Source organism: Cellulosilyticum lentocellum DSM 5427, from assembly GCF_000178835.2.
In the GTDB taxonomy this organism is placed as follows: Bacteria; Bacillota; Clostridia; order Lachnospirales; family Cellulosilyticaceae; genus Cellulosilyticum; species Cellulosilyticum lentocellum.
The window spans coordinates 541,104-561,657 of record NC_015275.1 but is presented as its reverse complement, the minus strand read 5'-3'; the positions used below and the strand labels follow the sequence as shown (position 1 = coordinate 561,657).

20 protein-coding genes are annotated in these 20,554 nt (G+C 35.2%); 5 read left to right on the top strand and 15 right to left on the bottom strand.

From position 1 onward, the window contains the following. Positions 1-78: 78 nt before the first annotated feature. The 10 genes from nifB to modA all read right to left on the bottom strand — a co-directional run bounded on the left by nifB (position 79) and on the right by modA (position 11,813). On the bottom strand, positions 79-2,772 hold the full coding sequence (gene nifB, locus CLOLE_RS02495; protein WP_013655500.1) for a nitrogenase cofactor biosynthesis protein NifB: 2,694 nt from the start codon (positions 2,770-2,772) through the stop codon (positions 79-81). Between the two features lie 2 nt (positions 2,773-2,774). Further along, complete coding sequence (gene nifE, locus CLOLE_RS02490) at positions 2,775-4,136, bottom strand: nitrogenase iron-molybdenum cofactor biosynthesis protein NifE (protein ID WP_041713249.1); 1,362 nt, start codon at positions 4,134-4,136, stop codon at positions 2,775-2,777. Positions 4,137-4,279: 143 nt separating this feature from the next. Continuing rightward, a complete protein-coding gene (locus tag CLOLE_RS02485; RefSeq protein WP_013655498.1) occupies positions 4,280-5,644 on the bottom strand; it encodes a nitrogenase component 1 in 1,365 nt (454 codons plus the stop codon). Next, positions 5,644-7,254 carry a nitrogenase component I subunit alpha gene (locus CLOLE_RS02480; RefSeq protein WP_013655497.1) on the bottom strand — a complete coding sequence of 537 codons (1,611 nt, stop codon included), beginning with the start codon at positions 7,252-7,254 and terminating at the stop codon, positions 5,644-5,646. The genes CLOLE_RS02485 and CLOLE_RS02480 overlap by 1 nt, the downstream gene beginning before the upstream one ends. Before the next feature lie 11 nt (positions 7,255-7,265). Further along, positions 7,266-7,658: a P-II family nitrogen regulator gene (locus CLOLE_RS02475; protein WP_013655496.1), complete on the bottom strand. Its 393-nt coding sequence runs from the start codon at positions 7,656-7,658 to the stop codon at positions 7,266-7,268. 12 nt (positions 7,659-7,670) lie between these two features. Then, positions 7,671-7,997 carry a P-II family nitrogen regulator gene (locus tag CLOLE_RS02470; protein ID WP_013655495.1) on the bottom strand — a complete coding sequence of 109 codons (327 nt, stop codon included), beginning with the start codon at positions 7,995-7,997 and terminating at the stop codon, positions 7,671-7,673. A gap of 37 nt (positions 7,998-8,034) precedes the next feature. After that, a complete protein-coding gene (gene nifH / locus CLOLE_RS02465) occupies positions 8,035-8,853 on the bottom strand; it encodes a nitrogenase iron protein (protein WP_013655494.1) in 819 nt (272 codons plus the stop codon). Positions 8,854-9,170: 317 nt separating this feature from the next. Further along, positions 9,171-10,208: a sulfate/molybdate ABC transporter ATP-binding protein gene (locus CLOLE_RS02460; RefSeq protein ID WP_013655493.1), complete on the bottom strand. Its 1,038-nt coding sequence runs from the start codon at positions 10,206-10,208 to the stop codon at positions 9,171-9,173. Beyond that, positions 10,205-10,906 (bottom strand): molybdate ABC transporter permease subunit, encoded by a 702-nt coding sequence (gene modB / locus CLOLE_RS02455; RefSeq protein ID WP_013655492.1) that lies wholly within the window; start codon positions 10,904-10,906, stop codon positions 10,205-10,207. Before modB ends, CLOLE_RS02460 begins: the two co-directional genes overlap by 4 nt. Positions 10,907-10,934: 28 nt before the next feature. Continuing rightward, positions 10,935-11,813, bottom strand: coding sequence for a molybdate ABC transporter substrate-binding protein (modA, locus tag CLOLE_RS02450; protein ID WP_013655491.1), 879 nt, complete (start codon positions 11,811-11,813; stop codon positions 10,935-10,937). 351 nt (positions 11,814-12,164) lie between these two features. Between modA and CLOLE_RS02445 the strand changes: the two genes are divergently transcribed. The 4 genes from CLOLE_RS02445 to CLOLE_RS02430 are packed head-to-tail and all read left to right on the top strand — an operon-like array spanning position 12,165 to position 14,135. Continuing rightward, positions 12,165-12,377: a TOBE domain-containing protein gene (locus CLOLE_RS02445; RefSeq protein ID WP_013655490.1), complete on the top strand. Its 213-nt coding sequence runs from the start codon at positions 12,165-12,167 to the stop codon at positions 12,375-12,377. Between the two features lie 35 nt (positions 12,378-12,412). Continuing rightward, positions 12,413-13,372, top strand: a complete 960-nt coding sequence (locus CLOLE_RS02440; protein WP_013655489.1) for a helix-turn-helix transcriptional regulator — start codon at positions 12,413-12,415, stop codon at positions 13,370-13,372. 14 nt (positions 13,373-13,386) lie between these two features. Next, positions 13,387-13,677 (top strand): PqqD family protein, encoded by a 291-nt coding sequence (locus CLOLE_RS02435; RefSeq protein ID WP_013655488.1) that lies wholly within the window; start codon positions 13,387-13,389, stop codon positions 13,675-13,677. Between the two features lie 23 nt (positions 13,678-13,700). Then, positions 13,701-14,135 (top strand): hypothetical protein, encoded by a 435-nt coding sequence (locus tag CLOLE_RS02430; protein ID WP_013655487.1) that lies wholly within the window; start codon positions 13,701-13,703, stop codon positions 14,133-14,135. Between the two features lie 123 nt (positions 14,136-14,258). Here the strand turns inward: CLOLE_RS02430 and CLOLE_RS02425 are convergent, their stop codons facing one another. The 4 genes from CLOLE_RS02425 to ndk all read right to left on the bottom strand — a co-directional run bounded on the left by CLOLE_RS02425 (position 14,259) and on the right by ndk (position 19,141). Further along, a complete protein-coding gene (locus CLOLE_RS02425; protein ID WP_013655486.1) occupies positions 14,259-16,295 on the bottom strand; it encodes an amylo-alpha-1,6-glucosidase in 2,037 nt (678 codons plus the stop codon). A 393-nt stretch (positions 16,296-16,688) separates the two neighbouring features. Further along, positions 16,689-18,026 (bottom strand): DUF4179 domain-containing protein, encoded by a 1,338-nt coding sequence (locus CLOLE_RS02420; protein WP_013655485.1) that lies wholly within the window; start codon positions 18,024-18,026, stop codon positions 16,689-16,691. Between the two features lie 3 nt (positions 18,027-18,029). After that, a complete protein-coding gene (locus CLOLE_RS02415) occupies positions 18,030-18,500 on the bottom strand; it encodes a sigma-70 family RNA polymerase sigma factor (RefSeq protein ID WP_013655484.1) in 471 nt (156 codons plus the stop codon). Positions 18,501-18,742: 242 nt separating this feature from the next. Then, positions 18,743-19,141 (bottom strand): nucleoside-diphosphate kinase, encoded by a 399-nt coding sequence (gene ndk, locus CLOLE_RS02410; RefSeq protein ID WP_013655483.1) that lies wholly within the window; start codon positions 19,139-19,141, stop codon positions 18,743-18,745. A 351-nt stretch (positions 19,142-19,492) separates the two neighbouring features. On the opposite strand from ndk, the gene CLOLE_RS24025 reads away from it, so the two are divergent. Further along, a complete protein-coding gene (locus tag CLOLE_RS24025; RefSeq protein WP_083801341.1) occupies positions 19,493-19,729 on the top strand; it encodes a gamma-glutamylcyclotransferase family protein in 237 nt (78 codons plus the stop codon). Between the two features lie 193 nt (positions 19,730-19,922). On the opposite strand, the gene CLOLE_RS02405 is transcribed toward CLOLE_RS24025, so the two are convergent. After that, complete coding sequence (locus CLOLE_RS02405; RefSeq protein ID WP_013655482.1) at positions 19,923-20,411, bottom strand: HugZ family pyridoxamine 5'-phosphate oxidase; 489 nt, start codon at positions 20,409-20,411, stop codon at positions 19,923-19,925. Between the last annotated feature and the right edge of the window lie 143 nt (positions 20,412-20,554).

Here is a 20,554-nt window from a genome sequence, read left to right as displayed (position 1 = left end):
AAGATAACCCCCTGCTCTACTTTCTTGTCTATTGCCTATTAACATCTCTTTTTATTACATACTTAAACAAATAATATTTTACATAGCTTCAACTGCTTTTTTAATGGCATCTGATATACGATCATAGGTACTAAACACTTGAATGCCTTTTTCTTTTAGCTTACTTTTTGGCGATTCCCCTATCCTTAAAGTAATAACGCCTTGGCAATCTTCAATAGAATCTATAATTCTTGTAATCTTATCTTCTTTTTCATCACAAGCATCTTTACCCATACAGTACTTATTAATTTTTCTCTTCTCTATGTATGTTGCTTCTTCTCCTTGGTAATCGTAAATGTAAAATTCTTCAACATGCCCAAAATGTTGGTCTACAATCATGCCACTCTTAGAAGCTACTGCAAAACGATATGGCTTTTGGACTTGCTGTTTAATAGGACTGCACTTACCTCGGCAGCTACCTAACTCAATGCTTAAGTCCTCACCTAAAATACCAATAGCATCTGCTCTACATTGCTTGCAGTGATACATTTGTTTCATAGTTTCACCACAATTTTTTCTAATCTTATTAATCTCTACTTGACTAGCCATAGGTAAATCTTCAAAAGCACTCCCTTTAACTGGAATAAGCTGCATAATATTAGTCATGTAGCAATCTAGCTCCTTCATCTTAGCTACTACCTCTGGAATATGCTCATCATTAATACCTTTCAAGGTAACAATATTTATTTTACAAACAATACCCTTACTGGTTAATAGTTTAATACCATTAAGCTGATTGGTTAAAAGAATAGCTGCTGCTGTTTCCCCAATAAAATGCATACCCATATAATCTACATACTTATAAACCTTCGCTCCTATTTTAGGATCCACAGCATTTACAGTGACTGTGACATGACTGACTCCTAAATCCACTAATTCCTGTGCATAAAGTGGAAGCATTAAGCCATTGGTAGATAAACAAAAGGTAATATCGGGATCATAGTCTCTAATGATCTGCAAGGTTTTCTTGGTTTCATCAAAGTTCGCTAGAGCATCTCCAGGTCCTGCAATACCTACCACACTGAGATTTGGCAATTTTTCTTTGACAACCTTAAAACGCTCAAATGCTTCTTCCGGCGTTAGAATAGTAGTTGTTACACCTGGCCTGCTTTCATTAGGGCAATCAAATTTTCTGACACAGTAATTGCACTGAATATTACACCTAGGTGCTATAGGTAAATGAATTCTTGCATGCTCATGAGCGCCACAATTATAGCAAGGATGTGTCTTGGTTTTCTCTAACATTGTTTCTTTACTTAACATGTTCTTCACCTCCAGCATGTCATTACTTTGTGTGAATTCTTTTTCTTTGGCTTTATCTTTTTTTATTTCTTCTACTTTGCCAGCACTTTCTTCTTTATAATAAGCATTAAACAAATTTTCTCTAAAACTGGTTTCTGTTACAGCTAAAAGTGCATTAGAAAGTTCATCTAAAAAGGTCAGTGAACCTTCATAGCCTAGAGTACGCAGTCTCTGTCCTCCTACCCTGTCATGAATAGGAAAGCCTCTTCTTACTAGTGGGATATGGTATTTCTCCTCTATACGCCTGCCATCTGAATTACCTATTAATAAGTTGGCCTTATACTGAATGGCTAAAGCTTCAATAGTTTTGAAATCAATATCATCTACAACTTGAAAGTCTTCTATAAAATAGCGTGCTGCTACATCTCTTAATTCTTTTTCTAATAAACTTTTTAATTCTGGACAAACACTACCTGTAGCTACTACTATTGGCATAATGCCGTTCTCTGCAGATAATCTAACTGTTCCAAGAATGAAATCTGGATCGCCATAAATAACAGCTCTGCCGCCACTATTATATTTATGACTATCAATCATAGCATCTAAATATCTGCTTCTCATCTCTACAAGCTCTTTGGGAATAGGGTTACATGAAACTTCTGATAATACCTTATAGAAAGTATCTGTATCTCTAAGCCCCATGGGCAGATTTAATACTTTACAAGGTACACCATAATGCTCTTCTAAATATTTCCCGGGCGATAAAGCTAGGGGAACACTGCAAAACTCTATGGTCATTCTAGAACCAGCCATTTTTTTGATTTCTTCTATAGAAGTTCCACCAGAAGGAAGTCTATTATAAGCTTTTGAAAAACCCGCATCTAAGTTAGAGGATAGATCAGATAATAAAATAGCTTCTATATTAAATAAAGCAAATATCTTCTTTAAATACCTAGTATCAGCCGGACTAATCATTCCTGTAACCACATTGACTTTTTCATGTTTTTTCATAGACATTTTCACTTGAGCTACTATTTGAGTAAGGGTATTAAAATAACCATTAAACTCTGTACCGCTGTAGCCTGAGGAATGCACCGGTAAAATAGTGATATTCTGATACTCTGGATAACACTCATAGAATTTTTCCACAATACGCTTAATATCTTCTCCTATGGTTTCTGCAAGGCAGGTAGTCGCTACGCCTATTACCTCTGGCTCATATAAATCAATGACATTCTTTAAGCCTTTGAGAAGATTTTCTTCTCCTCCATAGACTGTACCATGCTCAGTTAAAGAGGAGGAAGCCACATCTACTGGTTCATTATAATGAGTCGCCATATGCCTTCTAATATAAGTACTACAGCCTTGGGAACCATGCAAAATCGTAATACACTTTTGAAACCCATAAAAAGCTGTTACAGCACCCATAGGCATACACATTTTACACGGGTTTGTATTCAAATGAACCAATGGTTCTACTTTTGTCTTCATCCTCATCCCTCCTCTAGTTTTAAATAATCCCATATTGGGTGATTGATACTTGAATTAATTTCTTTTGTAAAATTAACAACGCCTTCAAAGCCTGCTAAGGGATGCTTTCTTTCATGGTTATGATCACAAAAGGCAATGCCTAGTTTATACGCAAGTGGCCTTTCTTTCACACCCCCTACTAAAATATCTGCTCCTTTTTCCTTTAAAAAGGTTTCTAGTTCTGCTGGATTGGCATCATCTAAAATAACAGTATCTGAATCTACTAAGCTGGCTATAATCTCATAATCTTCCTTTTTACCTGTTTGCGTACCAACCACTACCGTTTTAATCCCTAAGGTTTCAAACTGTCTAATAAGAGAAATGGCTTTAAAGCCTCCTCCTACATAAATGGCTGCTTTTTTCCCATTTAAATTATTTTTATATTTATTCACGAAGGCTTTTAGCTCCGCTGTTTTTCGCTTTGTTAACTCTATAGCCTTTTCTCTAGCTTCCATATCTCCTAGAGCCTCTGCTATTCTAATAAGAGAGCTGGTAGTATCCTCTATTCCAAAGAAACTAACCTTTATAAAAGGTATTCCCATCTCTTCTTCCATTCTTTTAGCCAAATAGGTACTAGATCCTGCACATTGCACTACATTTAAAGCAGCACCAGGTGCTTTAATTAAGCTTTCATAATCTGAATCTCCTGTTAAGCCTGCTATAACTTCTATACCGATTTGTTTTAGATAATCTTTAATAATCCACATTTCCCCTGCTAGATTAAAATCACCTAATATATTAATTCCTTTTACCTTTTCTCTATCCTTATAAGGTTTTATAACCTCCATAATCGCATTACAGGCCATACGATATCCTGTCGATTTATTCCCCGAAAAGCCTGGGGATTTAACTGGAATAACTGGAATCCCATATTTACTAGACATGGTTCTGCAAACTGCATCTACATCGTCACCTATAACACCTACGATGCAAGTAGCATAGATAAATATCACTTTAGGATGATACTTAAGAGCCACTTCTTCAATAGCTGCAATTAACTTCTTCTCTCCTCCAAAAATAACATCTGTTTCTCTTAAATCTGTAGAAAAACTATTGCGATATAAATCATCTCCACTACTTAAGCTTCCTCTAATATCCCATGTATAGCTAGCACACCCAATAGGTCCGTGTACAATATGAAAAGCATCCGTTATTGGATTAAGTACAACCCGCGCACCACAATAGACACAAGCTCTTTGACTAACAGATCCAGAAACACTGTCCGTGTCACACTTAATGCCCTGCCCACTACAAGTAGATTCCATTAACCGTATAGAGTCTTTTCTTTCTTCTAAAATGCCTTTTTCCAAAGTTGTTTTCTCCATTAAGCCCATTTTTAACACTTCCCTTCGTTTCCTTCTCCTGTTAATTCAAGTACACAAGAGTGGATAGAAGAAACGGCCCTCTTTCCTGCTCTTGTGTATATACCTATTAATATTTTGAGGGAATATTTAATAGATTTTAGATTCTACATAACAACTTCTAAGTCTTTTTCTTCACAGTGGCTATCTTGATAATCCATGAGTGCATTAGCTATAAGCTCTGCCATTCTCATGGCTCCTTTATAACCTACTAACGGCATATAAGAATGAATATATCGGTCAATGATAGGGAAGCCCATTCTTACGAGTGGTATATCTTCTGCTCTAGCAATGGTTTTGCCATGAGTACCACCAATGAGTAAATCAACCTTTTCATTTTTAATCCATTGATGTAATAAAAACAAGTCTCCATCTGCCTTGACGCTGCAACCTTCCACACCGAATTTATCTAGTAGCGCTTTTCCTGCACTTTCAAATTGGTTACCTGGTGTACCTGTTAGCATATATTTAGGAATCATACCTAATTCAAGAGCGAAGGCTGCTATGCCTAATACCGTATCTGGATCTCCATAAATGGCTACCTTTTTACCATAGGTATAAGGATGAATGTCAATCATCATATCCACTAGCTGACCTCTTTCTTCTTCAATGTTTGCAGGTACATCCTCTTTAGAGAATGCTTGAAGTGCTAGCATGAATTCATCAGTTGCTTCAACACCCATAGGAAGGGGTAATGATTTAAAAGGTACACTGCATTTTTTCTTAAGTGCCTCTGCTGAAGCTTCTGAAGTCTGCACCCCTAATGCAATGGTTTCTTTACAATCTCCAAGGGCTTTAATATCATTAATTAAAGTACCTCCCTTCGGAAACATCTCGTATTTGCCTGTCATTGGTCCATCTAATACACCTGTTGTATCAGGAAGCATAATGAAAGGTACTTTCATAGCATTTAACAGCTTTTTATACTCTCTCATATCTCCTGGATTTACAAAGCCTGGCATCAAACATACTTTTTCATTAGAGGTCCCTGTTTTAGTGGCTAAGTAGTTAATAAATCCTGTTACCATGTTAGTGAAACCAGTGACATGAGAACCTTTATAGCTTGGTGTATTACAGTGAACCACATATTTGCCTTCTGGAATACTCATATCTGTAATCAAAGCATTAAGGTCATCACCAATAGTTTCTGATAAGCAAGTCGTATGAACAGCAATGATTTCTGGATCATATAAATCAAAAATATTCTTAGTAGCTGTTTTTAAATTGCTACCACCACCAAATACAGAAGCGCCTTCTGTGAAGGAACTAGATGACGCCATAACCGGGTCTTTAAAATGTCTTGTTAAATACATTCTGTGAAAAGCAACACAGCCTTGAGAACCATGACTATGAGGTAAACAACCATGCACACCTAAAGCTGCATATAATGCACCTACTGGCTGACAGGTTTTAGCTGGGTTAATACGAAGTGCTTTTCTATCACATATTTCTTTTGGTGTATAATTAAGCATTATGCTTCACCTCCTAATGTACCTTGAATACTAGGAACCTTTTGCCATGGCGCTCTAATATAACTCCAAGCTGGTGTATAAAGTCCCATGACAAGGTCATGACCAAATGTTATAGCTCCTCTAAAGCCTGCATAAGGCCCACTATAATCATAAGAATGTAGTTGCCTTGAGAGCATCCCATTTTTCTGAGTCACAAATTTATCTTTAATACCTGAGAAAAAGACATCTGGTTTTAATACCTTTAAAAATTCTTCTGTTTCAAAATGATTTAAGTCATCAGTGATAATAGCGCCTTCTTCCATGCCCTTAAACATACCTTCGTAATAGTTAAGCGCTACACCTTTTTCAAGGAGTTTTTCTTTTTGCTCCTGTGTTAAAAGTACTTTGTAATATTTGGGATCTGGCTCTACTTCAATACTTTCAATATTCTTACTATCTGCATCTGGCTTAATATCAGGAATAACTTCTCTTCCCTCATAATCATCTCTATGAGCAAATTCATAACCAGCTAATACTGTACGTACACCGAAATCTTTTAATAAAAGTTGATAATGATGGGATCTGGAACCTCCTACATAAAGAGCTGCCGATTTACCTTTTAGCTTGCTTTTGTAGTAATCTAACTCATCAGTAATGGCGGCTATCTCATCTGCTATCACTTCTTCGATTCTAGCTTTTAGCTCTTCATCCCCAAAATATTCTCCTATGTCTCTAAGGGATTTAGCACTTGATTCAATACCTACAAAATTAACTTTCAGCCAATCAATACCATATTTATCCTGCATCATCTCAGCTACATAGTTAATGGAACGATGGCACTGAACAAGATTTAAGTGAGCTAAGTGGGAATTTTTAAGATCTCGATAGCTACCACCACCTGTAAATACAGAAACAACTTCTATACCACAGCGTTTTAAAAGTCTCTCAACTTCCCAGCCATCACCACCGATGTTATATTCACCTAATAAATTCACACTGTATTGAGTCTTTGGTTCTTTATCTCCTGTGCCTATGATATAACGAATCAATTGATTGTTAGCAATGTGATGACCTGCTGATTGGCTTACACCCTTGTAGCCTTCACAGCTAAAAGCAATGGCTTTGGTTCCAAATTCAGCTTCAGTCCACTTTGCTACTGCGTGAATATCATCTCCAATCAGCCCAACTGGACAAGTAGAACAAATCAGCACGATAGCAGGATGAAAAATATCAATTACTTCTGTAATCGCTTGTTTTAACTTTTTCTCTCCACCAAATACAATGTCTGGCTCTTGCATATCTGTTGAAAAGCAGTATTCTAAATAGCAATCTGCTTTCTCTCCATCTTTTTCATCTGCAAAAGCTTTATGTCTTCTCGTTCCCCAAGCATAGAAAGCACATCCAATAGGTCCATGCACAATGATAGCTGCATCTTTAATAGGCCCCAGTACAACACCTTTACATCCTGCATAGCAACAACCTCTTTGGGTGATGATACCAGGTATGGCTCTTGTATTAGCCGTTATGGTATCTGGATTTCCTTCACCAATGGCAATAACATGCTCTTTTCTATTTTTATAAACTCTCGCACTATACTTCTCTAATACTTTTTCTCTTAAATCTGAAGCCATATCCTCACCTCCTAATAGGAAGAATCTATATCGTCTACGTTTTTTCCATCTCTTACACGATATGATTCCATAATAGGTAATACAAATATTTTGCCATCTCCCGGATTCTCTGTACTATTCACTTCCATAATGACTTCTACAAGGCGTTTGACCTCTTCATCAGGTACTACTAACACAAAGCACCTTTTAGGAATAAGCCTTGAAGCTTCTGTAATATACTCACCTACTGGTGAAACAGGCATAGCTTCTGCTTCTAGAATAGTCTTTACTACGGATGGGTCTATAGGCTTTTTGCCTCGACCCATCACTTTTCTACAGGTGAATGCAGGAAAACCAGCTTCAGCTAATGCATTTTTTGTAGCATTAACCTTATTCTGTCTTACAATTGCCATGATTTCTTTCATAGACAGCCCCTCCTATAAACCTGATGATTTCGTACTGATGGTGTAAGCTTCTTCTACTGGACTTACGAAAATACGTCCATCACCAAAGTTACCTTTTTCACCTGTTCTTGCATATTTCATAATCATTTTAACCACATCATCTTTATCTTCATCTTTGACAACCATTAAAAGCATCTCTTTTGGAATCTCATCATAGTAAACCTCTCCTACCTTAACACCTTTCTGTTTACCACGCCCAAATACATCCATCTTGGTAACTGCAGGAAAACCCGCTGAAAGAAGTTCAGATAAGACCTCTCCTACTTTATGAGTTCTAATAATTGCACGAACCAATACCATATGTTTTACCTCCCTTAATTTAATGATTAATGACTAATTAATCTAAAATACCGTGCTCCATTAAAATAGATTCTAGTTTATCTATTGATAATGGTTTTGGAATAACAAACATATCATTACCGTCTACTTTTCTTGCAAGTTCTCTATATTCGTCTGCTTGTGGCTCCTGTGGGCTAAAATCAATCACTGTTTTTTTATTGATTTCTGCTTTTTGTACTGCATTATCACGAGGTACAAAGTGTATCATCTGAGTTCCTAACTCTTTAGCTACTGCTTGCACCAGCTCTGCTTCACCATCTACTTTTCTTGAATTACAAATCAGTCCACCAAGTCTTACACCACCTGTACTTGCATATTTCATAATACCTTTAGAAATATTGTTAGCTGCATAGAGTGCCATCATCTCACCTGAACATACAATATAGATTTCTTGAGCTTTACCTTCACGAATAGGCATTGCAAAACCACCACATACAACATCCCCTAATACATCGTAAAATACATAATCTAAATCTGATTCATATGCACCTAGCTGTTCAAGTAGGTTAATAGAAGTAATAATACCACGACCTGCACAACCAACACCTGGTTCTGGTCCACCTGATTCTACACCTTTGATGCCGCCATAGCCTTCTTTCAAAATGAAGTCAAGGTCAATATCTTCACCTTCTTCACGAAGGGTATCAAGTACTGTTTTCTGTGCAAGACCTCCAAGTACAAGTCTTGTTGAATCCGCTTTAGGGTCACATCCAACGATCATAACCTTCTTCCCCATCTCAGCTAAACCTGCTGTTAAATTTTGAGTTGTTGTTGATTTACCAATTCCGCCTTTACCATAAATCGCTACTTGTCTCATAACCCTACCTCCTATTTTTGAGTACTATGCTTTTATTTTACAAACGCTTAGAGAACCTATTTATTTTTACTTCCCGGGCTGGTAAAAATAAAAACAGCGCAGAAAATGATACTACTCATTTTTCTACGCCGTTGTAAAAAACGTTATTTATTTTTGTGATTCTCTATGCTCTCATTATAGGAACCCTTCTATGGGCTTTCAATAATCTGATATTACCAAAAGTTGTTTGCAATTTACTGAATATTTTTGTTTATAATAACACATTCTTTTTTGGAAAAAAAGAGGTAATTTTATCAGAAAACATTTTAAAAGCCTCTCTACTCTAAGAGTATCAAGGCTTCAGGCGGAATAAAAATATTTATTTCTTTTGAATTTGGTACTTGCGCTTTAGAAAACTTACAGCATAAAGGCTGTGCTGGTCTACTTTTTTTCTCCTGTACTAAATAGTCTATTTCAAAGGGAAATTCTAAATAACTCAGTATTTCCATGTTAAAATAGTTATCGTTTACTTGACCTTCTAGCTTAATATCATGTGCTCTAACCCCTACATATTTAGCGGATGCTTTAATTTCTTCTTTAGTGGTCAGCTTAAGATTCCAATCTACTGCCAAAAGCTGATGTTTACCTAATCTTTTTATAGGAGAAATATTTTTACAACCCGTTAACTGTGCTACTGCCATTTTCCTTGGCTGGCAAAAGATATCTTTTGTACTACCTTCTAATAAGGCCCTTCCATTCTCCATGACAATGAGCTGATCACAAAAGGTATAAAGTTCATCTCTACTATGAGATACCATAATCATATCCCCCTTAAAATCTTCCAAGACTTCTAGGAGTTGTTTCGCTAAGGCATCTTTTAAAAAGCTATCTAATGCAGAAAAAGGTTCGTCTAATAGGAGGACCTCTGGCTCATAAGCTAAAATTCTAGCTAGGGCTACTCTCTGCTGTTGCCCACCTGAAAGCTGTGAGGGATAATGCCCTTCTAACCCCTTTAAACTGAACCTTGCGATTTGGTCATCTATCTTTTCTTTGATTTCTATCTTACTACCTCTCATGCCTATACTAATATTTTCTTCAACTGTCATATGAGGAAATAATGCATAGTTTTGAAATAAATATCCTACCTTTCTTTCTTGAGGGGGTATATTAATTCTTTGTGCTTTATTAAAAAGTATTTTCTCCCCTAATCGAACTACTCCTTTATCTGGCTTTTCCAAACCAGCTATACATTTTAAAGTCATACTTTTACCACAGCCAGATGCCCCTAATATTCCCGTACATTTTCCCCTTATTGTAAAAGCCATATCTAGTTCAAAGCCCTTTAGCTTTTTATGAAGTGCGACCTCTATACTCACATAGTCCACCTCCTCATTTGCTTCATCCCCTTACCGGAAATCATGTTAATGGCTAAAACAATCACGAAGGAGAGAATGACTATAACTGTCACCCAAAATCCTGCCACTTCAAAATTTCCTGCTGATACTTCTGAAGCAATAGCTAAAGCTATGGTCTGTGTTTTCCCTAAAATATTGCCTGCTAGCATAGAAGTAGCGCCATATTCGCCAATGGCCCTAGCAAAGGTAAGAACCGTCCCTGATACAATCCCCGGCATGGCAATAGGCATAACAATCTTCCAAAAGATTTTTCGCTCTGACATACCTAAGGTTCTACCTGCAGCAATCATATTTACATCTACCTGTTCAAAAGCTGCCCTTGCATTACGATACATAAGTGGAAAAGCAATAACTGCTGCTGCTAACACACATCCTGGCCAACTAAGTACTACCTTTACCCCAGTATTAATCCATAAATATTTGCCAATTGGTCTTTTAAGGCTAAATAGAAGTAATAAGAAAAAGCCTGCTACTGTAGGAGGTAATACAAGAGGAAGTGTTAAAATGCCATCTACAATCCACTTCATCGTATTCCCTAATTTCATTACAAATCTAGCTGCTAAAATCCCTATGAAAAAAGCAAGTATAGTTGCTACTATTCCTGTTTTTAAAGAAATAAAAAGTGGACTCCAATTTACTTCTGTAAGCAGTGCCTCCATTGTACTTCCCTCCTTTTATAATCAATTTTTATTTGTTATGACTAGTAAAGCCATAGGCTTCTAAAACCTTGATTGCATCTTCCGTTTGTAAGTAAGCTACAAATTCTTTAGCTGCTGTTGTCTCTGCATCACTGGCTTCTGCATTCTTGATAAGTCCTACTGGATAAACAACTGGCTTTTCTAAACTTCCGGCAGGTGTTTCGGCAATAATGTCAACTGAGTCTTTAACAGAATTAGCATCTGTAGCATATACTACACCTACTTCATTACTGCCTTCGCTGACGGCTGACAGAACTGCTGTTACATTCGCACCTTCATTAATTTCCATAGCCATGACTTGATCTAAGATGCCAAGACTGGTAAAAATCTCTCTTGCATACGAGCCAACAGGTACATCTTCTCCTGCCAAAGCAAGATTAGCAGCTTTCGTAATATCTTCAAAACCAGTAACAGCTGTTTCACCTCCTACTGGTTTAATAAGTACAACTTTGTTCTCTAATAGCTGTACAATTGAATCTGGTAATACATAACCGCCATCATTAAGTACATTCATTTGTTTCATTGCTGCTGAGAAGAAAACATCACACGCTGCTCCTTCTTCAATTTGTTTTTGAAGGGTACCAGAACTATCTGCATTAAATGTAATCTCTACTTCGGGATGAAGCACCTCATAATTGTTTTGTATTTCTGTCATAGCATTTTTTAAACTAGCTGCTATAAATACTTGCAAGTTAACTTTTTCCTTTGGTGTTTCTGTAGGCTCAGCTTCTGTTGTTTTCGTTTCCTTTGCCACCTCAGGTGAAGCTGAGACCTCAGCTTTGTTAGCTTCACTTTCCTTGGCACTACATCCAACAAGTACTACTAATAATACTAATATCATCATTAAAAGGTTTACACGTTTCTTCATATACTCTCCTCCATTTCACTATTTTGTTGTTTTGTTTCGTTTTGTTAAGTTTTGTTCATTTTGGTATAGGAACATCTAACTACATGAGCCCCCTTGTGTCAACGAATGTAAGTCATTTACGTCTATATACAGTAGCCAATTCATTTTTCTCATCCATGTTATACTTCATTATGTACTATCCACGGATTGTTTGAGTCAGTATTTTTGTTCATAATCAAGTATGCCTGCTTCTCATAATCATTATGTTCTGCATGAAATTTTACATTCTTTAGCCTTCCTATATACTTTTATCCTTAAACCCCTATAATAAAAACTATATTTTTATATGACTACTTTAGGAGGTGCATAGCCATGAAGGTTAGTGCAAGAAATCAACTCAAAGGAAAAATCGTTAATATTAGTGAAGGCGCCGTTAATTCTATTGTTTCTTTAGATATAGGGGGCGGAAATATTATTGTTTCTACTATTTCAAAATCAGCCGTAGAGGATTTACAGCTTCAGATTGGTTCAGATGCTTACGCCCTGATTAAAGCCACATCTGTTATGATTGGCATAGAAGATTAAGGGTAAAAAAATCACTCCAGAGAGGGGGTAGAAAGATGGAAAAACTATACAAACCTCAAGAGATAGCCGATCAGCTCAAAATTAAAAAGCACACTGTCTATGACCTCATTAAAAGAGGTGAATTGCAATCTACCAAGATTGGTAAACAACTTAGAATATCTGAGGTTCAGCTTAATACTTACTTGCAGCTTTCTCCTTCTACAGTAGCCACATCCTCACTTGTTAATCATACTTCTACTCCCTCTTCTCATTACCCAGAAAATGCCCTACTTAAAACTGAGTTTTTAAAGCATTCAAGTGGTCTCATTATTTGTGGCCAAGATCCTGTTCTTGATATGCTTTGTTCCTATATTGAAGCACACCCTTTGGGTCTACCTACTCTTCGTTCTTATATGGGCAGTTATAATAGCCTTTATGCCCTATACTTTGATAAAGTTCATTTGGCTACTACTCATCTTTGGAATGGAACAGATCATTCCTATAACCTTTCCTACATCCATCACTTGCTTCCTGGTGTAGAGACAGTAGTCATTCATCTTTTTAAGCGTATGCAAGGTTTTTATGTACAAAAAGGTAATCCAAAGTTGATTACTGGATTTCAAGATTTAGTTAAACCAGGCATTACTTTTGTTAATCGTGAAAAAGGAAGTGGTACAAGAGTATTGTTAGATGAACATCTTCGTCTTAAAAACATTTCTCCTCTCTCCATTGTCGGTTATGAAAAAGAAGTTTTATCTCATACCACTTGTGCAGGTCAAGTAGCTATGGGTATGGCAGATGTGGCCATAGGCCATGCCAATGTCCTAGAACAATTTCCTACCCTTGATTTTATTCCTATCCAACAAGAAAACTATGATATCGTATTTAAGAAATCTGCACTCAAAGAACAAGTTTATGAGGTAATTACTCAGATTATCCAATCAAAGACTTTTAAAAATCAACTTTCCTGTTTATCCGGCTACGACTTATCAAAGACTGGAACTATTATTCATTAAGAAAGGAGCCTCCAATGTTTATTAAAACACTTAAAATCAAAAAAGGATTTATACTTAGAGAATTAGGTGGCGAGTTTTGTTTAGCTTATGAAGCAGACACCAATAACGGCGCATTAGATGGCCTACCTTCTATTAATGAAACTGGCATCTTCTTATGGGACCAATTAGAAAAAGGCTGTACACCTGAAGAACTCGTTTCAGCCCTTGTTACTAAAAAGTATTTAGACAGAGAAGATGCTGAAGCAGATGTTGGTGAGTTTTTAGCTAAACTTATTAATGGAAAAGTTGTAGATTATACAAAATAAAAGTGATTTAAAGGGGGATTCATATGGATTGTAGTAAAAAAATAAATTGTAAACTTTTTATAGATGAGAAATATTATAAGAAATTAAATGCTACAGGAAAGGAAATATTCATATATGATGAAGCTTCTGGCCTTTACTATAGTTATTTCCCAGCTGAGGCTTGCAGTGAAGAAATACTTTATAGTTGTATTATTGCTTACTGTGAAATAACCCTTATTGACTTTAATAATATTTATAGTATTACTGACCAAGTGGATTTGAGCTGTGATATTTTTAGACTAGGTACCTCCAAACAGTATTTTACCCTGCTCATCACTATTACTTATCCGGATCAAATAGAAGCCTTTCATGATATGATGACCTTTGAAATTACGAGGCACACTTCTAATAGCTTTAACTTTAAACTTCTTGGTGACCAAACGATTTTTTCCTTAGATCAACTGAGTCATACATTCTAAAATCACTCTAGCCATTTCATTAATATTTTATATATTAATCCCTCCTACTCTTTGTAATAATAAAGGCCTACAAGTGCTGCATCGCTTGTAGGCCTTTATTATTAATAATCGAAATATTATCTTCTAGCAAAACATCTTTTTGTGTGCTTCTTCAAGTTTTATTCTACCACCCAAAAGGTCTTCATAATAAACTCTTAGTAACTCTCCCACGCTCCAAGCCTGGGCATAGCAGCCTCTTGCAAAATGTGGGCTGTCTCCATCGAATATTTCTGCAATCGTTCCCAAACATTGATTTTCAAGGTCTACCTCTTGATCACTCACAAGACTTTCTACAAATTCTAGTGCTTCTTTACTATACTGATTTACCTTGCAATAAGCCGTAAAAAATGCTCCTATAGGAAAGCCCCAAGTTGTTCCTTGATGATAAGCCATATCTCTATCAAATAGTTTTCCTTTATAAGTCGGATGATAGTCTGGATGAGCAGGGGTTAAGCTTCTTAAACCATATGGCGTATATAAGTCTTCAAAAACCTTACGAACTACACTCTTTTCTTTTTCTTTTGGAAGCATAGTAAAAGGAAGTGATACTGCCCAAATTTGATTTGGCCTTATGCTACTGTCCCCACCTTTTTCATCCACTACATCATACAAACAGCCATCTGCTTCATTCCAAAAAGCCTTATTAAAAGATATCTTTACCTTTTCTGCAAGCTCTTCATAACCTTCTTTTTGCCCATTTTCAAACTTCTGCTCTAAGCACGCCATAATCTTTAATGCATTATACCACAAAGCATTAATTTCTACTGGCTTGCCATGTCTTGGTGTCACTACAATATCGTTTACTCTTACATCCATCCAAGTGACTTGGTCTAAGCCTGATCCTGCCCAAATAAGGCTGTCCTCCTCCATATGTATTGAAAAATGTGTACCTTCCTTATAAGCTTTTATGATTTTCTTTAAATAAGGATAAATCTCTTTTTCTACAAAAGCCGTACTTTCTTCATGATTGCTATAAAGTAAATAACTATAGGTAGCATGTACAAACCATAACGAAGCATCTACTGTATTATAAAGAGGCTTTCCTTGATTATTAGGAAACATATTAGGAATAAGGCCATCTTTTTCATATAATACAAAGCTCTTAAGTATTTCCTTAGCATCATCAAAACGTCCTGTAGATAAAGTAAGCCCATTAAAGGCAATCATAGTATCTCTACCCCAATCTAAAAACCAAGGATATCCTGCCAAAATTGTTTTACTATTGATAGAATCCCTTTGTACAATAAAATGGTCTGCAGCTATAGGTAAGTATTTAGCCATTAATCTCTCTTCTTTAAAGGTATTTCTAAGTTTACTTATGCGAAGCTTTTCTTGTTTGACTACCTTTGCTGGATTTATGTTTTCTTTTTCTAAAGTACATACAATATAAACAGTTTTCTTTTCATAAGGTGCTATATTTATTTCATAACTCCCAGGCTTATAAAGCTGCTCAGTGCAAGGGTCTCCGGTGGTTTGATCCACATCATAAAAGACTTTTTCAGTAAGCTGCTCTTCATCTTTAAAATCTCCTTCTGTACTCCAAAGCCGAATAAGCATTTCTTTATTAAATTGAGGAATAAACTGCTGCTCATTTTTTAATGCTTTACTTGTTTTATTATTTTCTTGATTCCCTTTTTCAAAAGTTAAATTAACCTTTTTAGAACACTCCCCAGGATTTCTACATGTCAAAAATGGTGAAACATCTAACACGGCTTCCTTACTATTATTGCAAATGTCATACGCAATAACGACTGTATTTTTTCCATATGCCAAAGCTACTTGCTTATCAATCACCAAGCCATTAATCACATAACGGTAATGTGGGAGGCCATCATAGGAAAAACTTTGCTGATTCTCATAACCCTTTACAATATTTTTTTGATATTTAGTGGTTGTTAAAGGATAACTTTCCCCCTCACAAATCACTTGTTCTTGCAATTTATTTAATATCATATAACGCTCTTCTGGCGAAGTTAAACAAGCTATCAGTAGACCATGATACTTTCTACTATTAGCCCCTGTCATAGTGGCTCCTGCAAAGCCACTACGACCATTCGTAATGAGCCACTCTCTTTCTATGCCTCTTTCATAACTCGTCCAATCTCTTTTTCCATATCTCATTATATTTTCCCCTTAAATGAACTTTATTAATTACTCTATTGTAACTATTCATTTTATTATAATTCATTTTTTGAAAAATTTTAATTAGATAATTATATTTTTGAGTACATTTATATAGATGTATTTAAAATAAAACATTAAACTAGAGTCTATTCAGCTTAGTTCCTAGATCAGGTGCACCAACTAAACTAAATAGAGCTCCTCCTCTTTGATTTAAGCTTTTACTATGAGCTACGCTAAACCCCCAAGAAGCATTAAGGTGCTGAGGAGCTACTTATAATGCCTTTTTAGAGGAAAGTTCGCTAATAGTGAAGCTAAAAACAAGGAGCTGGGAAAGTAAAAGCTGAGTTAACCATCATAGGGCTAACTCAGCTTTTTTGTGTGTACTAAGATTTACTTAATCTTTATAGCTACTGGGTTTTCCAGCTGAATATAATGTGAAAAAATAGGTGACATATAAACTGTATCATATGGATAATCTTCTAATAAGATCTCTACAAAAAAGGTATTTGGTTTACTGATATATTTTTTTTCTTTTTCACTCCAAATCCCACTAACTGTTGACCAACCATTGTATTCATATTCTTTACCTTGTTCATCATAATAGATGCCATTCCATATTTGATAATTTTTATTCTCTTCATACTGATTCCCACTAAATGTTAAATACCAGCTCTTACCTCTTCTCTCTGCACTTTCAAAAGTCACACCCTCTGGTAAGCTTTCAGCACTTGTATTTGCTAAATCTAGCTTCATCCTTTGCTTATCTTTATCTAGCCATTCTGCTCCAGTAATATATAAAGTAAGCTCTTTACTCTCAGAGAAAAATGCACTTTCCACCCTATAGACATTCATCATAGGAGAATCTATTTTCCCTGTTGCTGAAATACCATTGGCTATTTTATCAAACCGCTCTCCTTTTTCATTTTCTAAGTAAAAGGTCATACTTTTAAGATAAGCAGCGTTTTCTTTTTCATCTTCAAGTATAATTCTCATATGTGTAGGATAAATTTCTACTTCTTCTAATGTTAGTTTTTGCTGATCTATTATAATGGATTGACCTATTGTTAATTTCTCACCTTGTGCTGTGTAATGAGGATCAAATATTAATTTAAAGGTAAACGTACTAATAGGAAGATCATAACTAGGCTTCATATCATAAACACCTATTTTTAAGGTTAATCCTTCGGGTACTTCCCCATCCACGAAATCTATGGTTATATAATTAATCTTTCCATCTGGCATACCATAACTACTAGAAGACAAGGTATAACCCTCTAGTGTATCTCCATTCCTATCGTCTATCTCAGGTTCTATATTCACCTCTTCATAATCCTTTGATTCTAACGAATAAAAAACATTGACCTGTTTCTGATCTACAATAAGGTATTCAATGCGTGCTTTCATATGATTAATAACTTTTTCTTGGTTAATTGGCTGCACATACTTATTTTCAATTGCTGCATCTAAAGAAGGAGAAAAAGCAACAGTCTTTGCTAATTCCTTTATAAGAGGAATATTACCACAACTATAGGCAAAGGTAGGAATACTATTAACTAATATGGTAAACACCAGCAAAAAAGTCAAACCTGTTCCTATTGGTATTCCAAAGAAACGCTGCCATCTATTGGCTTTTACCTTAGCTTCTGTACGCTGAATTGCATATTCCAGCCTAACGGGTGTTACCTCTATTTCTTGCATTAATAGTTCGTATTCTTCTTTTCTGTTCATTCCTTATTCCTCCTCTCCTAATTCTAATTTTAGTAACTTTAAAGCCTTTCTCTGCCTGGTAACTACTGTGCCCTGTGGAATATTCAATGCTTTTGCAGCCTCAGCTAAAGTATATCCAGAAAAGTACCGCAAAATAACCACATCCTTTAGCTGTGTTGGTAAACTTCTAATAGCCTCTTTAAGAGGTAATTGATCATAATCATAGTCTTGACTTTGCTTCGTCACTAATGATTCTTGGCATTTTATCCTAGATAACCTTTTTAGTTCTTTCTTACACTCATTAATGAGAATGCGTGTCATCCATGTGGTAAAATATTCTTCTTCTCTAAGCTGCCATAGCGCTTTATATCCTTTATAAATCGTTTCATCAACAACATCTAAGGCGTTTGCCTCATTACCTAAATATAAATAGGCAGTCTTATAGAGCTGATTCTTTATTATTTTTGCCTGCCTGACAAATTCCTTCTTGTTCATCTCCCTATTTCCCCTCTTTTATGCATGTTCTACTTATTAGATTACTTTGTATGAATTTTTGATTCAACAAAAATAATTTTTTATTAGTATTGTTTATTAAACTCATTTAGAAAAAGCTCAACTACTAGATGTAAAAAGCTGAGTTAACCACACAGGCCTAACTCAGCTTTTTATTAGTTCTCATTATTCTCTTATTGTTCTCTTATTAATCCCCTATTAATCTCTTTTTGCTTATTCACCTTTTAATTAAACCAAAGGTTTATTTCTCTTTCTGCATGTTCTAAGGAGTCAGAACCATGAATCAGATTTCTAGTTACTGTATTAGCATAATCTCCCCTAATAGTACCTGGGATAGCTTTAATTGGGTCTTTATCACCCATAATGCTTCGCATAACCGCAATCACATCTTTTCCCTGTACCTCCATAGCCATCACTGGTCCTTCTAGTATATACTCTACTAACTCTTCAAAAAACTCCTTACCCACATGCTCCTCATAATGTTTCTCTACTAGTTCTCTGGCAGGACTTAAAAGCTGCGCTTTAGTAATTTTAAAGCCTTTTCTTTCAATTCTCCTGATAATTTCTCCCATTAATCCTCTAGCTACTCCGTCACTTTTAATCATAATAAATGTTCTCTCCATAAGCACTTCTCCCTTTTATTTTCTCTATATCATCCAGTATAATCCAATTGCTAGTTTTCTATACAAGCTGTTATCTAGTGAATGGGGGGCTCATTTATGTATCATTTTAAGTAACAAATAAGTACTTTTCCCTATTTTCTATAGTATATATATATTATACCTTAATTCTAGTAAAAAAGCCAAATACTAATCATTTATAGCACTAATTTGTATATTTATGCAGTATTAATTTTATCAAATTTTATATATTCAGCCTCTAAGTACCATATATTTGGTTTTTCTTAAAACAAATATTTTAAACTTGTTTTTATTTGGCTTATTTATCTATTTCCTTCTACTTTTATCCTATGAATCAATGGAGAAACCTGTGTCCTCTCTAATGCTAAGCATCTTAAAAGTATTGATCTTTTAGAAGGCTATACTGGTAATTCAAAGAAAGATTTATATATCCGAGAGAAAGGACCTGTTTTATTATCTACTGGTGAAGAGGAGCTTTGTTGGGTTTATTTATATATTAATGAAAAGCATGTGAGAAACAATGGTAAATATATAGCTCATAGAGATTGGAAAAAAATATATGTTTCATAATACTTCTTATAAATAATGAAGTTATATATTAACAATCCATTTAATGATACTATAGCTGTTTTCATACATGCCGATCATTATTTCTATACTGTATCCTACAAATGACTAAATAAAGAAAGTGCGTTTCCATGTCCTGGGAACGCACTTTCTTTATTTAGTATAAAACCTGAAAATGTAAATAGTACACTTTACCTTAATTAAACTGTACCTTATTTATTTCTTTTTTTTTATGGCCTTCACCAGTTATTGGGGTAAGTACCATTTCTCCATTTACTATTTGTATAGTAGAAGCCTGTCCAAAGCCCTTTACAATTCTTCCATTCTCTGGTGTTAGCTGGAACATATCAAAATCCATCTGTTTTAAAGGTGCCATCATCTGTTCACCATATTGTTCCTTAAATAAATCCCATGCAGCTTCATTGATTGTTTCCAGTTTTTTAGCTTTGCAATTTAAAGTCATTCTAGTTCTTGCAAATAGTATTTTAGTATCTTTTTCATCTTCAATAAGCATAATAGCTATTTGAGGATTATTCATTAAATGATGATAGTGCACAGCCGTCTCACTAATAAAAATATAAAATTCATTTTCTATTTTTACATAAGGTGCATAGCTAATAGCTGGCACACTTTCCTTAGTTGTTGTACTCATCATTATGGTTTTTTGATTATATAATTCTTCCATGCTTTTATCTCCATTTCTTTATTTTACTATGTGTTACTTAGTGGCGAATATCTCGTCATTAATATATATTTCAAAGGTTAATTTCTAAATATAGGATTTTGAAATCTATTTAATCGTCTTATATAGCTCAATTATTCTAATTT

Excerpts from the sequence above, each read along its gene's own strand:
- CLOLE_RS02430 (WP_013655487.1), top strand. The coding sequence starts at position 13,701 with ATGGATTGTAGTAAAAAAATAAATTGTAAACTTTTTATAGATGAGAAA.
- CLOLE_RS02440 (WP_013655489.1), top strand. The coding sequence starts at position 12,413 with ATGGAAAAACTATACAAACCTCAAGAGATAGCCGATCAGCTCAAAATT.
- modB (WP_013655492.1), bottom strand. The coding sequence starts at position 10,906 with ATGGAGGCACTGCTTACAGAAGTAAATTGGAGTCCACTTTTTATTTCT.
- CLOLE_RS02425 (WP_013655486.1), bottom strand. The coding sequence starts at position 16,295 with ATGAGATATGGAAAAAGAGATTGGACGAGTTATGAAAGAGGCATAGAA.
- nifB (WP_013655500.1), bottom strand. The coding sequence starts at position 2,772 with ATGAAGACAAAAGTAGAACCATTGGTTCATTTGAATACAAACCCGTGT.
- nifE (WP_041713249.1), bottom strand. The coding sequence starts at position 4,136 with ATGGAGAAAACAACTTTGGAAAAAGGCATTTTAGAAGAAAGAAAAGAC.
- CLOLE_RS02435 (WP_013655488.1), top strand. The coding sequence starts at position 13,387 with ATGTTTATTAAAACACTTAAAATCAAAAAAGGATTTATACTTAGAGAA.
- nifH (WP_013655494.1), bottom strand. The coding sequence starts at position 8,853 with ATGAGACAAGTAGCGATTTATGGTAAAGGCGGAATTGGTAAATCAACA.
- modA (WP_013655491.1), bottom strand. The coding sequence starts at position 11,813 with ATGAAGAAACGTGTAAACCTTTTAATGATGATATTAGTATTATTAGTA.
- ndk (WP_013655483.1), bottom strand. The coding sequence starts at position 19,141 with ATGGAGAGAACATTTATTATGATTAAAAGTGACGGAGTAGCTAGAGGA.
- CLOLE_RS02470 (WP_013655495.1), bottom strand. The coding sequence starts at position 7,997 with ATGGTATTGGTTCGTGCAATTATTAGAACTCATAAAGTAGGAGAGGTC.
- CLOLE_RS02405 (WP_013655482.1), bottom strand. The coding sequence starts at position 20,411 with ATGGAAGAATTATATAATCAAAAAACCATAATGATGAGTACAACAACT.
- CLOLE_RS02480 (WP_013655497.1), bottom strand. The coding sequence starts at position 7,254 with ATGGCTTCAGATTTAAGAGAAAAAGTATTAGAGAAGTATAGTGCGAGA.
- CLOLE_RS02415 (WP_013655484.1), bottom strand. The coding sequence starts at position 18,500 with ATGAACAAGAAGGAATTTGTCAGGCAGGCAAAAATAATAAAGAATCAG.
- CLOLE_RS02420 (WP_013655485.1), bottom strand. The coding sequence starts at position 18,026 with ATGAACAGAAAAGAAGAATACGAACTATTAATGCAAGAAATAGAGGTA.
- CLOLE_RS02475 (WP_013655496.1), bottom strand. The coding sequence starts at position 7,658 with ATGAAAGAAATCATGGCAATTGTAAGACAGAATAAGGTTAATGCTACA.
- CLOLE_RS02485 (WP_013655498.1), bottom strand. The coding sequence starts at position 5,644 with ATGCTTAATTATACACCAAAAGAAATATGTGATAGAAAAGCACTTCGT.
- CLOLE_RS02445 (WP_013655490.1), top strand. The coding sequence starts at position 12,165 with ATGAAGGTTAGTGCAAGAAATCAACTCAAAGGAAAAATCGTTAATATT.